The sequence below is a fragment of the Halobacillus faecis genome (assembly GCF_007991335.1).
GTDB lineage: Bacteria > Bacillota > Bacilli > Bacillales > Halobacillaceae > Halobacillus > Halobacillus faecis.
On the sequence record NZ_BJYD01000002.1, the window covers coordinates 16,949 to 31,999 of the forward strand.

Genomic DNA, 15,051 nt, shown 5'->3' on the forward strand with positions numbered 1-15,051 from the left:
GCGGTGGAAAGATGCATATTGCATTGTTTTCCTTGCAAAATAAAGGCTCCCTTTTCCGCACGTGGTTTCGAGATACTTATATGGTAATGGGGCGGAGGGGAATGGCGAGACTCCTGCGGGAAAAAAAGTGCACGGTGAGACCCCACAGGACGAAGTCCCAGGAGACTCACCGCGCTCCCGCGGAAAGCGAGCTATTCCCCGCAGCCCCCTTCCACTCAACAAAAGTCTCGAAACTGAGTCTTACAATCGGGAGCTTATGTGCAAGAATGAAGTTGATTTTCAGGGCAATATTTTCAATTTTTTAAATAATAATTCAAATATGAGCCTTTAGTCGTTATAATAGGAGAGAAGACAATTATTAGGGAGGTCTGTCAAAATGAGTGATTTTCAACGTCCATGGCACAAGTTGTACCCACCAGAAGTCCCTGTCACCATTGATTACAAAGAACAACCACTCCATGATTACCTTAGAGAAAGTGCTGAAGTTTACGGAGAAAAGAAAGCGCTTTATTTTATGGGCAAGGAGTTGGACTATAAAGAAATTTATGAACAGGCACAAGCTTTAGCCAGTTATTTGCAGGACCTTGGGTTGAAAAAAGGCGATCGTGTGTCCATCATGTTGCCGAACTGCCCTCAATCCGTCATCTCCTATTATGGAGTCCTTATGGCTGGAGGAATTGTTGTCCAGACAAACCCTCTCTATATGGAAAGGGAATTGGAGTATCAAATGAATGATTCAGGAGCCAAGATGATCATTTGCCTTGATATTCTTTATCCAAAGGCAGCCAACATCAAACCTGATACCCCTCTTGAACATATCATCGTGACAGGTATTAAAGATTACCTTCCTTTCCCAAAAAATAAAATTTATCCTTTTATTCAAAAACGGCAATATCAAGTACTTGTCAAACCAGAACAGTCTACAGATACCCATCTATGGACTCATATTTTGAAAAACGCAAGCGGAAACGTCGCAGAAGTAAAGGTTGATCCAAAAGAGGATCTTGCTTTATTGCAATACACCGGAGGAACGACTGGTTTTCCAAAAGGTGTCATGCTTACTCATTACAATTTAATTGTCAACACGCAGATGTCGAAGAAATGGTTGTACAAGTGCAAAGACGGTGAAGAAACCGTTCTCGCTATACTACCGTTCTTCCATGTATATGGGATGACTTCGGTCATGAACCTTTCTGTCATGATGGGGAACAAAATGATTCTTATGCCAAAGTTCGAACCGGAAGATGTTTTGAAAGTCATCGAAAAACAAAAACCGACCTTATTTCCTGGAGCTCCTACGATTTATATTGCCTTGTTGAACCACCCGAACTTGAAAAAATATGACCTTTCATCAATTGAAGCTTGTATAAGTGGATCGGCTCCGTTGCCTGTTGAAGTTCAAGAACGTTTCGAAGCTGTGACTGGTGGTCGGCTCGTTGAAGGGTATGGGTTGACGGAAACCTCACCAGTAACTCATTCTAACCTCGTATGGGGGCAGCGTATGAGTGGAAGCATCGGTGTACCGTGGCCGGATACGGACGCGAAGATTTATAAGATGGATGCTGATGAAGAGGCTGAGAATGGGGAGATTGGAGAAATCGTTGTCAAAGGTCCTCAAGTAATGAGAGGTTACTGGAACAGGCCGGAAGAAACAGCTCAGGTTCTCAGTGAGGATGGCTGGTTCCGCACTGGGGATATGGGGTATATGGATGATGCTGGATACTTTTATATCGTGGATCGGAAGAAAGATATGATCATCGCAGGTGGGTATAACATCTACCCACGTGAAGTAGAAGAAGTCCTTTATGAGCATTCTGAGATTCAAGAAGCGGTTGTGGTAGGAGTTCCTGATCCGTATCGTGGAGAAACTGTTAAAGCCTTCATCGTTAAAAAACAGGGAAGTGAAATTACGGAAGATGAACTGAATGAATATTGCCGTAAAAACATCGCTTCTTATAAAGTTCCGCGTTTGTATGAATTTAGATCCGAGTTACCCAAAACAGCAGTCGGTAAAATCTTGAGGAGGACTTTGATCGATGAAGAAAAGCGTAAGTATGAGGAATCCGAAAGTATTCAATAAACTAAAAAAAGAAAGTTGACAGAATATTTCTTTGCTTGTAGAATAATAAGTGAATGATGATTCATTCATTTTTCAGTTCGCAAAAGCAAGGAGATATACCATTGAAGAAAAATAAACCGAAGTTCAAACAAATCATTGATGCAGCTGTCGAAGTCATTGCTGAAAATGGCTACCACTCTTCTCAAGTTTCTAAGATCGCGAAAAAAGCGGGAGTGGCAGATGGAACCATCTATCTTTATTTTAAAAACAAGGAAGATATCCTTGTATCATTGTTTCAAGAAAAAATGGGGCAGTTCATAGAAAAGATTGAGCAGGAAACAACCTCTAAGCAGTCAGCGGAACAAAAGCTTCTAACTTTAATTCAAACCCATTTTGAACAGCTGGCTGCCGATCACCACCTCGCGATTGTGACACAGTTGGAATTGCGCCAATCGAATAAAGAGTTGAGACAAAAAATCAACCATGTATTGAAGCGCTATTTAAACGTCATTGATCAAATTGTTGAAGAAGGTGTCGAAGAGGAGCTGTTTCGTAGTGGCCTGGATCGCCGTCTTGTACGTCAAATGATTTTTGGAACGATGGATGAGACGGTGACAAACTGGGTGATGAAGGAGCAGCGATATAACATAGAAGAACAGGCAAAAGAAGTCCATAGCTTAATTGTGAATGGATTAGCCCGTCATGATAAGTGAGAAAGGTGATGATGATTTGTCAACTTTATCTTCACAGGTAAAAGGAAATGTAGCAGAAATCACGATTCAGAGCCCACCTGCAAACGCATTGTCCAGTTCCATCCTTCAGGATCTTTCCAAGGAACTGGACCAGATTGAGAGCGATCCTTCCATAAAAGCCATTCTTCTTAAAGGGGAAGGACGCTTCTTCTCCGCAGGAGCAGATATCAAGGAGTTTACTTCTCTCCAAGGAGCAGATGATTACAAGAGCTTGGCAGCTAAGGGGCAGCAATTGTTTAGCAGAATAGAAAATTTGCACGTCCCAGTAATTGCTGCTATTCATGGAGCAGCACTAGGTGGGGGCCTTGAGCTAGCCATGTCCTGCCACATTCGCTATGTAGCGGATGATGCAAAGTTAGGCTTGCCTGAATTGAATCTTGGAATTATTCCTGGCTTTGCAGGTACCCAAAGATTACCGAGACATGTAGGCACAGCGAAAGCTTATGAAATGATCCTGACAGGTGTGCCCATTAGCGGGGAAGAAGCTGCACGAGTGGGTCTGGCAAATCAAAGCTTTTCAAATGAGGAACTCTTTGAGAAAGCAGGACAACTGGCTAAAGCCATTGCCCAGAAGAGCGGGCCAACGATTCACCATGTGATGAAATTGATTCCGTATGCTCATACCTCTCAGTTTGAAGCAGGGAACAATGCCGAAGCGGAAGCTTTTGGAGAGGTCTTTGGAAATGAAGATGCTAAAGAAGGCATCCAAGCCTTTATTGAAAAAAGAAAACCAGAATTTAAAAATCAATAGTCCAGGAGGTATATAGACATGAATATTTACGTTTTGTTGAAAAGAACGTTCGACACAGAGGAAAAAATCTCTGTAAGTAATGGAGTAATTGCTGATGACGGGGCAGAATACATCATCAACCCTTACGATGAGTATGCGGTAGAAGAAGCCATTAATCTGCGCGATGAGCACGGCGGTGAAGTGACAGTTGTAACAATTGGAGAAGAAGAAGCAGAGAAACAACTCAGGACAGCTCTTGCCATGGGAGCGGATAAAGCGGTTCTGATTAACACGGAAGATGACCTTGAAGAAGGTGACCAGTTCACAACAGTTAAGATTCTTGAAGCATTCTTTGAAGATAAAGATGTCGACATTATTCTTGGCGGAAACGTAGCCATTGATGAAGCAAGTGGCCAAGTAGGTCCTCGTCTTGCCGAACGTCTGGATATGCCATGTGTGACGACGATCACGGATATTAAAATTGATGGCACGACAGTTAACATTGAACGTGACGTTGAAGGAGATGTCGAAAAGGTTGAAACGACACTTCCTGTCCTGGTTACATGTCAACAAGGTTTGAATGAGCCAAGGTACCCTTCTTTGCCAGGAATCATGAAAGCGAAGAAAAAACCACTCGATGAACTGGAGATTGATGACCTTGATCTTGATGAAGATGACGTCGAGCCAAAAACGAAAACGACTGAAATTTTCCTTCCACCTGAAAAAGAAGCCGGAAAAGTGCTCGAAGGAGAAGTCGATGATCAAGTAAAAGAACTTGTATCTTTATTAAAAACAGAAGCGAAAGTACTTTAAATAGACAAGGGAAAGGAGAATCTTTATGAGTAAAAAAGTTTTGGTGATTGGGGAAGCTAGAGAAGGATCCCTTCGTAATGTTACATTTGAAGCCATTGCAGCAGCGAATATCGTCAGTGATGGGGGAGAAGTTGTTGGTGTCCTTTGTGGAGACGGTGATTTAAGTGAAATGGGTCAGGAGATGGTTTACTACGGGGCGTCAAGAGTAATCACTGTTTCAAACCCAGATTTGAAAACGTATACATCTGATGGTTATGGTCAAGCTGTATATCAGGTTATCCAAGATGAATCACCTGAAGGGATCATTATGGGTCATACTGCAATTGGTAAGGATTTGACTCCGAAACTTGCAAGTAAACTTGAGTCTGGATTAATTTCAGACGCTACTGAAGTAATCGCAGAGGGTGGAGACGTTGTTTTCACACGTCCAATCTACTCAGGGAAAGCATTTGAGAAGAAAGTGGTTACAGAAGGACTTGTGTTTGCGACCATTCGTCCAAATAACATCCCCGCTCTTACAAGAGATGATTCTTTAGCAGGAAGTATATCCGAAAAAGAAGTGGAAATCTCGAATATCCGTACAATTATTAAAGATGTCCTCCGCAAGTCTTCAGATGGTGTCGATCTTTCTGAAGCGAAAGTCATCATCGCAGGCGGTCGTGGCGTGAAGAGTGCGGAAGGTTTTGAACCGCTGGAAAAACTTGCCGAGGTCCTTGGCGGTACAGTCGGTGCCTCCCGTGGTGCTTGTGATGCTGGTTACTGTGACTACTCTTTACAAATCGGTCAGACAGGGAAGGTTGTTACGCCAGACTTGTATATTGCATGTGGCATATCTGGAGCCATTCAACACTTAGCTGGAATGTCAAACTCTAAGGTCATAGTGGCGATTAACAAGGACCCAGAAGCCAATATATTCAATGTAGCGGATTATGGAATAGTTGGTGACCTGTTCGATGTTGTGCCTAAACTAATTGAAGAAATTAAAGAAATGAAAGTAAACGCCTAATCTCAAAGCCGAAGCCAAATATTTGGCTTCGGCTTTATTCCATGTTTAAATAAGGTATAAACAAATTGTTAGTCACTAAAAATAGATAGTGATATACTCTTAACAGACTATTAGGTCGAGGAGGAATTATAGAATGTCAATTGTAAAAGCAACTGATCAAAACTTTACAGAAGAAACAAATCAAGGTCTTGTCCTAGCTGACTTCTGGGCACCATGGTGTGGACCTTGTAAAATGATTGCACCCGTATTAGAGGAATTGGATGCGGAAATGAGCGATCAAGTCAAAATCGTCAAGCTTGATGTTGACGAAAACCAAGAAACAGCAGGTAAATTCGGTGTCATGAGTATCCCGACACTCCTTCTGTTCAAAGATGGTCAAGTGGTTGATCAAGTTATCGGCTTCCAACCAAAAGAGGCCCTGGCTGAACTGATTCAAAAACATTCTTAATGAATGAAGTTACCATGAAAGCCGCGTTGCCAAGCAGCGCGGCTTTCATCATCTTTTCAGGATATTCTCAGGTTCAAGATCTTAAGCAGCTTTTTGCGTGATATTTATGACTCGAGACGTTGCTTAAGTTGGTCCAGACGATTGAACCTGCATACTTGTTCCATAGTTGTGGTATTTCCCAATATATAATCTACAAGTCATGGAGTGAACTATATGAACTCAACAATTAAAGAGAAGTTGGCTGTTTTGCCGGACCAGCCTGGTTGTTATTTGATGAAGGATAAAAATGATACAGTCATTTACGTAGGGAAGTCTAAAGTTTTAAAAAACCGAGTCCGCTCCTATTTCACCGGTGCACATGATGGAAAGACACAGAGACTTGTCCGTGAAATCATCAATTTTGAATATATTGTGACTACTTCAGAAATTGAAGCTTTAATATTAGAAATGAACTTGATAAAAAAATACGATCCAAAATACAATGTTTTATTAAAAGATGATAAAACTTACCCATATTTGAAGGTGACAGCAGAGAGACACCCCAGGCTGATCGTCACAAGAAATGTGAAGAAAGATAAGGGGAAGTATTTCGGTCCCTACCCAAACGTCATTGCTGCAAGGGAAACAAAAAAGCTTCTAGATCGATTGTACCCATTAAGAAAATGTAATACGATGCCCGACCGTGTTTGTCTTTATTACCACATGCACCAGTGCCTTGGACCATGTGAGTATAAGGTCTCTAAAAAAACGAATGAAGACATTGTGCAAAATATAACGTCCTTTCTGAACGGTGGTCATGCAGATATCAAGAAAGATTTAAAAAAGAGGATGCTCGAAGCTTCAGAAGAGCTTGATTTTGAACGTGCAAAAGAATTAAGGGACCAAATTGAGCACATCGAGTCTGTCATGGAACAGCAGAAAATGACCATGAATGATCAAGTTGACAGGGATATTTTCGGTTATTCCTATGATAAAGGATGGATGTGTGTCCAGGTCTTTTTCGTCCGCCAAGGGAAACTCATCGAAAGGGATGTCACACTGTTTCCATTTTTCGATGATCCAGAAGAAACATTCATCAGCTATATCGGACGCTTCTACTTGCATCAAAACCATCCATATCCTAAGCAGGTCCTCGTCCCGGTTGCAACGGACGTGAATGTTCTAGAAGGAGCATTAGATACGAAAGTTCTCATTCCTATGCGTGGTCGGAAAAAAGAATTAGTTGAGCTTGCTATGAAAAACGCAAAGATATCCTTGGAAGAAAAATTTGCTTTGATTGAACGAGATGAAGAGCGGACCATTAAAGCTGTGGAAGCACTTGGGGATCATCTCCACATTGAAACACCTCATCGGATCGAAGCTTTTGATAACTCCAATATACAAGGGGCCGATCCTGTCTCAGCCATGGTTGTTTTCATTGATGGAAAACCTCAGAAGAAAGAGTACAGGAAGTATAAGATCAGGGATGTAGAAGGACCTGATGACTATGAAACCATGAGAGAAGTAATTCGAAGAAGATATAAGCGGGTGTTAAAAGAAAATCTTCCCCTCCCTGATTTAATCGTGGTCGATGGTGGGAAAGGCCAGATGACCGCCGCTCTTGATGTGCTTGAGAATGAACTTGGGGTTGACGTTCCTCTATGCGGATTAGCGAAGGACGATAAACACAAAACCAGTGAATTATTATATGGAGATCCTCCAAGTCCTATCGACCTTGATCGTCAGTCCCAAGAATTTTATCTGGTCCAGAGAATCCAGGATGAGGTACACAGATTCGCTATTTCTTTTCACCGGCAACTTCGGGGCAAAGGTGCTATTCAATCTGAATTGGATCGTATTCCAGGTGTCGGTCAAAAGCGTAGGCGGTTGTTGTTGAGACACTTTAAGTCTGTTACGGAAATTAAAAATGCTTCCATTGAGGATATTACAAAATTAGGCGTTCCTGAGCCTGTGGCTAACACGATTCTTATCCATCTGAATCAGGACAACGTAGAAGAACCAGCTGAAGAATAACAGCTGGTTCTTTGCTTTCTTTATTTATCCTTTTAGTGCTTTAATCTCAACAAAGTTTTCTTTGTGGTTTTTTTCTTCAAAACATTCATATGTATGATCACTCATTTGGCAGATGATTTCTGCCATAAACCCACATTCCATGCGAAAATCGACTTCAAACATCTTTTGATTCAGCCTCTTCTCTATCATATGGCCGCTCAACTTAAAAACCATTTCTTTTCTTTTTTCTTTGACTAAAACAAGCTCTCCCCAGCCCATGTACTGGAAAAACTCATAGAGTTCATCCATGGTGCTGATCTCTGTCTGTCTAGCCATGTTTTTCCCCATATAATAAAGGAGGTAAGGGGCATCTTTCCCTAAGAAGTCCGGAAGGGTGTAATAACGCATCAAATCAAAACCTGCGCCTGTCCCTACAAGCGATGAAATGTTGCCAGTTGTTAGCTTCGTAGATTCTTTCAAAACGCTCAGTCCTTTCTCTCCTTATTATCACTCGAAACGAGGTTCGGTGCAATAAAAATTGTCCCTTTTTATCGAAAGGAAATAAATGTGTATTTTCGAGCAAATTATGAACGTGCTTTCTTGACGCTCATACGGGATAGAAGTACAATAAACATGTCACAAATTGTACATTGGTCAGACAAGTAAGAAGGGAAGAGGGGCTTTTCCTATTATTTTTAACGCTAAATTAAAGCGCTTAACTGTCTGAAAAATGTTCATATTCAAACTGTTATCATCTTGAGGGGGGTAAATATGGCGGGAACACGCGGATACGTTAATCGAAGACTGCATTCACTTTTGGGAGTCGTCCCGATCGGGATCTTTTTGATCCAACACTTGACTGTGAACTATTTTGCAACACGTGGACCAGAAGCATTTAACGCTGCAGCTCATTTTATGGAGAGCTTGCCATATCGTTATGTACTGGAGACTTTTATCATCTTTTTGCCACTGTTGTTCCACTCTATTTATGGAGTGTATATTGCTTTCACAGCGAAAAGTAATTTATCTAACTTCGGTTATTTCAGGAACTGGATGTTCATCTTCCAACGGATCACTGGAATCATCACACTCATATTCATTGCATGGCATGTATGGGAAACGAGAATTGCTATTGGTTTCGGTTGGGCAGAATTGAACTATTCGTTGATGGAAGGCATCCTTACTGAACCTTTCTTCTTTTGGTTCTACATAGTAGGGGTCATTTCAACGACTTTCCACTTCTCTAATGGTCTTTGGTCGTTCTTTGTCAGCTGGGGAATTACAGTATCACCTCGCTCACAGAAGATTATGACCTATGCAAGCATCATCATTTTCCTTGCGATTTCTTATGTTGGTGTTCGTACACTGATTCAATTCGCATATGGCATATAGTCAATGAAAATTTTAATCACAAAACGGTAGATTTTTAGTATTCAAGGGAGTGAGCTTCAATCATGACAAACCGTAATATTGTTGTTGTCGGTGGTGGTTTAGCCGGCCTAATGGCAACAATTAAAGCAGCAGAACAAGGGGTTCACGTGGACTTGCTTTCCATTGTTCCTGTTAAGCGTTCTCACTCTGTATGTGCCCAAGGCGGAATCAACGGGGCAGTTAATACGAAAGGGGAAGGCGATTCCCCATGGGAACACTTTGACGATACAGTTTATGGAGGCGACTTCTTAGCTAACCAGCCTCCAGTAAAAGCGATGTGTGATGCAGCACCAGGAATTATTCACTTGCTTGATCGTATGGGCGTTATGTTCAACCGTACACCGGAGGGATTGCTTGATTTCCGTCGTTTTGGTGGAACACAACACCACCGTACAGCATTTGCTGGAGCAACGACTGGACAACAACTTCTTTACGCTCTTGATGAACAAGTGCGTCGCCACGAAGTGAATGGGCTAGTAACGAAATATGAAAACTGGGAATTCCTATCCGCAATCGTCGATGACAATGGTGTAGGCCGAGGCATTATTGGTCAGAACCTTAGTGACCACGAAATTAAGGCCTTCCCAGCAGATGCAGTTATCATGGCAACAGGCGGACCTGGAATCATTTTCGGTAAGTCGACGAACTCTGTCATCAATACAGGATCTGCAGCAGGTGCCCTTTATCAACAAGGCGTAGACTATGCTAATGGGGAATTCATTCAAATTCACCCGACAGCCATTCCTGGGGATGACAAACTGCGCCTTATGAGTGAATCCGCTCGTGGTGAAGGTGGACGCGTATGGACATATAAAGATGGGGAGCCTTGGTACTTCTTAGAAGAGAAATATCCGGCTTATGGAAACCTCGTTCCACGTGACATTGCGACACGGGAAATCTTTGATGTTTGTGTCAATCAAAAGCTTGGAATCAATGGTGAAAACATGGTGTATCTTGACCTTTCCCATAAAGATCCAAAGGAATTGGACGTTAAGCTTGGCGGAATCATTGAAATCTATGAAAAATTCGTAGGCGATGATCCGCGTAAAGTACCGATGAAGATTTTCCCTGCAGTGCACTACTCTATGGGTGGCATGTGGGTCGATTATGACCAAATGACCAATATCCCTGGTATTTTTGCTGCCGGAGAATGTGATTATACTCAACACGGCGGGAACAGACTCGGGGCAAACTCACTTCTATCTTCCATTTTTGGTGGAATGGTAGCTGGACCGAATGCAGTTAAATATATTGATGGACTAGAAACACTGGCGGATGATATGACATCCAAGCTGTTTGAAGAGAAAGTAAAAGAAGAACAGGATAAATTCGAGGAAATTATGAACATGGATGGCGATGAAAATGCTTACCAAATTCATAAAGAACTTGGAGAATGGATGACTGACAACGTAACAGTTGTTAGGGAAAACGAAAAACTTCTTAAAACAGATGAAAAAATCGTGGAACTGATGGATCGATACAAACGTATCAACATCAATGACACTTCTCGCTGGAGCAACCAGGGAGCGATGTTCACTCGTCAACTTTGGAACATGCTTCAATTGGCCCGTGTTATTACTCAAGGTGCTTACAATCGTAATGAAAGCCGCGGTGCACACTATAAGCCTGAGTTCCCTGAACGTAATGACGAAGAGTGGCTGAAGACAACGGTTGCTAGCTTTGATAAGGAAAACAATAAGCCGGTATTCCGTTATGACGAAGTCGATACATCCTTAATCGAGCCTCGTAAACGTGATTACTCGAAAAGTAAATAAAGGAGGTAACGATCATGAGCGAAAATAAAACGATCACGATGATCATCACTCGTCAGGACCACCCTGATGAACCATCTTATGAAGAGAAATTCGAGATTCCGTATCGTGAAAATATGAACGTCATCTCTGCGCTTATGGAAATTCGCCGTAACCCTGTCAATGCAGATGGGGAACCGACGACTCCTGTTTATTGGGATATGGGTTGCTTGGAGGAGGTATGTGGTGCGTGTTCCATGGTGATCAACGGAACACCACGTCAATCCTGTACAGCACTTGTTGACCAACTTGAACAGCCGATCCGCTTGGCTCCTATGACGACATTCCCAGTCAACCGTGACCTCGCTGTTGACCGAAGCCGGATGTTCGATTCATTGAAGAAGGTGAAAGCCTGGATTCCAATTGATGGAACCTACGATCTTGGACCAGGACCCAAGATGCCAGAAAGTAAGCGTCAGTGGGCTTATGAGCTATCCAAATGTATGACATGTGGAGTATGCTTGGAAGCCTGCCCGAACGTCAACAGTAAGTCTGACTTCATCGGACCTGCTCCGTTGTCTCAAGTTCGTCTATTCAATTCCCACCCTACAGGGGAAATGAATAAGAGCGAGCGTTTACAGACAATCATGGATGAAGAAGGACTTATGGGCTGCGGGAACGCACAAAACTGTGTTCAAGCGTGTCCAAAAGGAATTCCATTGACGACTTCCATCGCTGCACTTAACCGTGACACAGCTATTGAATCTTTCAAAAGTTTCTTCGGAAGCGATCAACGCGTATAATTTTACTACTAAAAGAAGTCTCCATTTCATATGGAGACTTCTTTTTTTCTACCATGTATATCTATTTCCTTCACAACCGCTCCCTATTCTGGAAGAATCAGTTGCGGGATGTTTGAGTGAGTTTAGGGATCAGGGAAACAGTTCGCTTTCTATGAAAAGACAATGGGTTGTAGGCTGAAAGTTCCGTAGTATAATAGACTTGGTTGAATAATGTACGAAGGTGGATTTATATGTTTAATTTCAAATGGTCTCAGTGGCTGGTCCTGTCCTTTTTTATCCTATCCGCTTGTTACATGATTGTTTTATCCGTCACACAGCCATACCTTGGGATCGACGTGAACGATAGACAAGGAGAGCGCGTGGTGACCTCTGTACATAGTGGAAGTTGGGGAGACCGTCATGGAGTTCCTCTCGGGGGAAAAGTCATTTCAATTAATGGTGCATCCCCAGAAGAACATCGTTCTGTTTCAATGTTTGATGAACTAGAGGGAGCGAACTCCTTTTCGATCCAACATAATGGAGAAGAAATACTCTACAATGATATTGAAAATTCAAGTCCCATTCATTGGTTATTGTATATTGTCCTTCCTGCTCTTTTCTTTTTAGTCATTCTGGGAATATCCTATTTGGTCTATAAACGGGTGCCGAAAAGGTATTCAGCGGGACAGTTAATTTTGTTCTTTCTTGCTATTGCAACTGGATATTTAAGTAACGGCGGGGCTGTAAGAGATGATTTGTACGGGTTGTTTTTGAACACGGGGTTGTTCTTGTTTTCGCCTGTCATTTTAATTCATTTCTTATATAATTATTTTCAGGAGTTGGACATTTATTGGTTTTCTAAGAAAATGGTGTACTTGTTATACCTTACTGTAGGACTTGTATCTTTATTAGAAGGCTACTTCCTTCTCACTGAATCTTATCCAGCATTTTTTGAGCCTGTTCCTGGCCAGTTGCTTTTAGTTTTGTATATTATTTCTTTTTATATCATTTACCGAGGGTTGTATATTCACAAAGGTGTAGCGGTAGGACCTATTTTCAAATATATGGCTGTAGGAATGACGATCGCGTTCTTTCCTTACATTTTCCTTTATTTAATTCCTGCCCTTGCTTTCGGGGTGAAGGTGATTTCTCTTGAAGTTGGAGCTATGTTCCTCATCGCTTTACCGATCACCTTCCTGTATTTGGTGACGAGAGAAAGATTGATTGATATTGATTTTGTCATGACACGTGTCCGGTATTATATGATCCTTTCCGTCCTTCCTAGTATAGCGCTCATGTTTACAATTGGCTGGCTGGTTGAAGAAGATCTATACGTTGTCAGTTACATTCAGATGTTCCTATTGTTTCAATCTTCTTTAGTCATATTTCTATCAGCGAAAGAAGTGCTGGATTTCAAACTTCAGCGGTATTTATTTTCCGCTCGCTATGGTTATCAGGAAAGCATGCACCGAATGGCTCAGGACATGAAGGACCAATCCAACGCGGTGGACTTAATGAAAGTCATGCGTGATGAAGTGAAAAATGTACTGAATGTTCGAGATATTTACATTTATTCCAAGCATAATAAACGAAATATGTACTGTGTCTATGACCAGATTCCAGGGGACATCATCGACCATTTTGATGAGCATTTGAATAATCACCATTATGATATTGGTTCGGTGATTGAAACGGAGAAGGGATTTGGAGTCATTGTTGGCTATTCATTAGAAAAGCTGACTATGATGTGGTGTAAAGGCAAAAAAGATTACACAAACTTGAACCGCGATGAGAAGACGTATTTGCAAACGATCTCTCATAATGCAAATATTGCCATTCAAAACATGAACACAATTGAAGATCTTTTAAAAGAACTTCGCAAATTGAGAAGTGACCAGACTCAGAAGTATCCAACCTGGCTTTCCAGGTTACTGTTCACGATCGCTGAAAATCAAAGAAAACAGCTATCCATTGATTTGCATGACACGGTGCTTCAAGAGCAACTGTACCTTTACAGAAAGATGGATGATTTGATCAGGCAAAGAAATGATCTAACTCCAAGTTTACATGCAGAATTGATGGTTTATAAAGAGTCTCTCCTCGATAGTATTCACTTGATACGCGAGACATGTAACGAGCTGCGTCCGGCATTCATTGAGGAGATGGGACTTGTTCAATCATTAAAAAATTTGATTCATCAATATCAGCTCCGCTCAAACTTTACCGTCTATTTTACGGATGAACGTTTTGATGCAGAACTCGATCAGGAGCGGCTTTTAGCTATTTTCCGAGTTGTTCAAGAGCTTTTGACAAATGCCATGAAACACTCGGATGCAAAGATTGTTAAACTCTCATTATCCAGCCAGGGAAATCAAGTGATGCTTTTGTATTCCGATAACGGAAAAGGCATGGACTATTCGGTTCAACGTGATTTATTCTCACACATTGGGTTATCAGGTATTGAACAACGGGTCAATGGTCTGAATGGACACCTGGAAATAGAGACAGCACCAGGCGAAGGGTTTAAGACGATGATTACGTTCCCAATCGAAATAAAAAGGGAGGTCCAAGTATGATGAATGTGTTAATCGTCGATGATCATCCTGCTGTAGGGGCAGGTACGAAGTCGATGCTCGAGCAAGAAGGGGACATGAAAGTAGATGTGACCCATGAAAATCAAAAGGTAGAACCCCTTCTAAAAGAAAAAGACTATGATATGGTTTTATTGGATTTATACATGCCGGGAATAAACGGAATTGAGCTGGCGAAGAAAATTCGTAAGTCCTACCCTGATCTTAAGCTCCTTATTTATACAGGGTTTGATTTGAACACCCATTTTAATATGTTAGTAGAAGCAGATATTAATGGTTTTGTCAGTAAGACGGCAACTAGTGAGCAACTGGTAACCGCGATTCGTTGTGCATGCAGAGATGAGGTAGTTATTCCTATCCACTTGTTTAAACAGTTACGAAGATCAGAAGCGAGTGTAAGTACTCCTTCAAACGCAGAAGAAGGCAATGGGTTTTCATTAAATGAAAAAGAACAGTCTATTTTACAGGAAGTAGCCTCTGGTTATACCAACAGAGAAATCGCACAAACCCTTCACATGTCGCAGCGAAGTGTTGAATACACCTTAACTGGAATTTTTAATAAACTGAATGTAAGATCGCGTACAGAGGCGCTCTTTAAAGCACAAGAACTCGGGCTTGTGTCTAAATCGTGAAAGCGTAGCACAGGGCGACCCTCCTGTTCATACGATACAGAGACTAAATAATTCCCCTCATATA

General features: G+C 41.7%; 13 protein-coding genes. 12 read left to right on the forward strand and 1 reads right to left on the reverse strand.

Annotation, left to right across the window (positions count from 1 at the left end; translation table 11 throughout):
• The first annotated feature begins 376 nt into the window (after window positions 1-376).
• From HFA01_RS00595 to uvrC, 7 genes are all read left to right on the forward strand, one after another.
• Window positions 377-2,080: a long-chain-fatty-acid--CoA ligase gene (locus HFA01_RS00595; RefSeq protein ID WP_146812629.1), complete on the forward strand. Its 1,704-nt coding sequence runs from the start codon at window positions 377-379 to the stop codon at window positions 2,078-2,080.
• A gap of 101 nt (window positions 2,081-2,181) precedes the next feature.
• On the forward strand, window positions 2,182-2,772 hold the full coding sequence (gene fadR, locus HFA01_RS00600) for a fatty acid metabolism transcriptional regulator FadR (protein WP_115822610.1): 591 nt from the start codon (window positions 2,182-2,184) through the stop codon (window positions 2,770-2,772).
• Between the two features lie 16 nt (window positions 2,773-2,788).
• Entirely contained in the window at window positions 2,789-3,562 is a 774-nt protein-coding gene (locus HFA01_RS00605; protein WP_146812631.1) for an enoyl-CoA hydratase, read from the forward strand.
• 18 nt (window positions 3,563-3,580) lie between these two features.
• Complete coding sequence (locus tag HFA01_RS00610) at window positions 3,581-4,354, forward strand: electron transfer flavoprotein subunit beta/FixA family protein (RefSeq protein WP_146812632.1); 774 nt, start codon at window positions 3,581-3,583, stop codon at window positions 4,352-4,354.
• A 25-nt stretch (window positions 4,355-4,379) separates the two neighbouring features.
• Window positions 4,380-5,360: an electron transfer flavoprotein subunit alpha/FixB family protein gene (locus tag HFA01_RS00615; protein WP_146812633.1), complete on the forward strand. Its 981-nt coding sequence runs from the start codon at window positions 4,380-4,382 to the stop codon at window positions 5,358-5,360.
• Window positions 5,361-5,493: 133 nt separating this feature from the next.
• Window positions 5,494-5,808: a thioredoxin gene (gene trxA / locus HFA01_RS00620; protein WP_146812635.1), complete on the forward strand. Its 315-nt coding sequence runs from the start codon at window positions 5,494-5,496 to the stop codon at window positions 5,806-5,808.
• 213 nt (window positions 5,809-6,021) lie between these two features.
• On the forward strand, window positions 6,022-7,821 hold the full coding sequence (gene uvrC, locus HFA01_RS00625) for an excinuclease ABC subunit UvrC (RefSeq protein WP_146812636.1): 1,800 nt from the start codon (window positions 6,022-6,024) through the stop codon (window positions 7,819-7,821).
• Window positions 7,822-7,845: 24 nt separating this feature from the next.
• Here the strand turns inward: uvrC and HFA01_RS00630 are convergent, their stop codons facing one another.
• A complete protein-coding gene (locus tag HFA01_RS00630) occupies window positions 7,846-8,280 on the reverse strand; it encodes a YslB family protein (protein WP_246139233.1) in 435 nt (144 codons plus the stop codon).
• Between the two features lie 291 nt (window positions 8,281-8,571).
• Here HFA01_RS00630 and HFA01_RS00635 point away from each other — a divergent pair, with 291 nt between their 5' ends.
• From HFA01_RS00635 to HFA01_RS00655, 5 genes are all read left to right on the forward strand, one after another.
• On the forward strand, window positions 8,572-9,192 hold the full coding sequence (locus HFA01_RS00635) for a succinate dehydrogenase cytochrome b558 subunit (protein WP_089652712.1): 621 nt from the start codon (window positions 8,572-8,574) through the stop codon (window positions 9,190-9,192).
• A 62-nt stretch (window positions 9,193-9,254) separates the two neighbouring features.
• Window positions 9,255-11,006 carry a succinate dehydrogenase flavoprotein subunit gene (gene sdhA, locus HFA01_RS00640; protein ID WP_146812639.1) on the forward strand — a complete coding sequence of 584 codons (1,752 nt, stop codon included), beginning with the start codon at window positions 9,255-9,257 and terminating at the stop codon, window positions 11,004-11,006.
• A 14-nt stretch (window positions 11,007-11,020) separates the two neighbouring features.
• Window positions 11,021-11,785 carry a succinate dehydrogenase iron-sulfur subunit gene (gene sdhB, locus HFA01_RS00645; protein WP_146812641.1) on the forward strand — a complete coding sequence of 255 codons (765 nt, stop codon included), beginning with the start codon at window positions 11,021-11,023 and terminating at the stop codon, window positions 11,783-11,785.
• 230 nt (window positions 11,786-12,015) lie between these two features.
• Entirely contained in the window at window positions 12,016-14,340 is a 2,325-nt protein-coding gene (locus tag HFA01_RS00650) for a sensor histidine kinase (protein ID WP_146812643.1), read from the forward strand.
• Window positions 14,337-14,987, forward strand: coding sequence for a response regulator transcription factor (locus HFA01_RS00655; protein ID WP_146812644.1), 651 nt, complete (start codon window positions 14,337-14,339; stop codon window positions 14,985-14,987). Before HFA01_RS00650 ends, HFA01_RS00655 begins: the two co-directional genes overlap by 4 nt.
• Window positions 14,988-15,051: the final 64 nt, after the last annotated feature.

Bases quoted from the DNA above. Each gene is read 5' to 3' on its own strand.
- HFA01_RS00635 (WP_089652712.1), top strand. From the start codon at position 8,572: ATGGCGGGAACACGCGGATACGTTAATCGAAGACTGCATTCACTTTTG.
- trxA (WP_146812635.1), top strand. From the start codon at position 5,494: ATGTCAATTGTAAAAGCAACTGATCAAAACTTTACAGAAGAAACAAAT.
- sdhB (WP_146812641.1), top strand. From the start codon at position 11,021: ATGAGCGAAAATAAAACGATCACGATGATCATCACTCGTCAGGACCAC.
- uvrC (WP_146812636.1), top strand. From the start codon at position 6,022: ATGAACTCAACAATTAAAGAGAAGTTGGCTGTTTTGCCGGACCAGCCT.
- HFA01_RS00615 (WP_146812633.1), top strand. From the start codon at position 4,380: ATGAGTAAAAAAGTTTTGGTGATTGGGGAAGCTAGAGAAGGATCCCTT.
- sdhA (WP_146812639.1), top strand. From the start codon at position 9,255: ATGACAAACCGTAATATTGTTGTTGTCGGTGGTGGTTTAGCCGGCCTA.
- HFA01_RS00610 (WP_146812632.1), top strand. From the start codon at position 3,581: ATGAATATTTACGTTTTGTTGAAAAGAACGTTCGACACAGAGGAAAAA.
- HFA01_RS00655 (WP_146812644.1), top strand. From the start codon at position 14,337: ATGATGAATGTGTTAATCGTCGATGATCATCCTGCTGTAGGGGCAGGT.
- HFA01_RS00650 (WP_146812643.1), top strand. From the start codon at position 12,016: ATGTTTAATTTCAAATGGTCTCAGTGGCTGGTCCTGTCCTTTTTTATC.
- HFA01_RS00595 (WP_146812629.1), top strand. From the start codon at position 377: ATGAGTGATTTTCAACGTCCATGGCACAAGTTGTACCCACCAGAAGTC.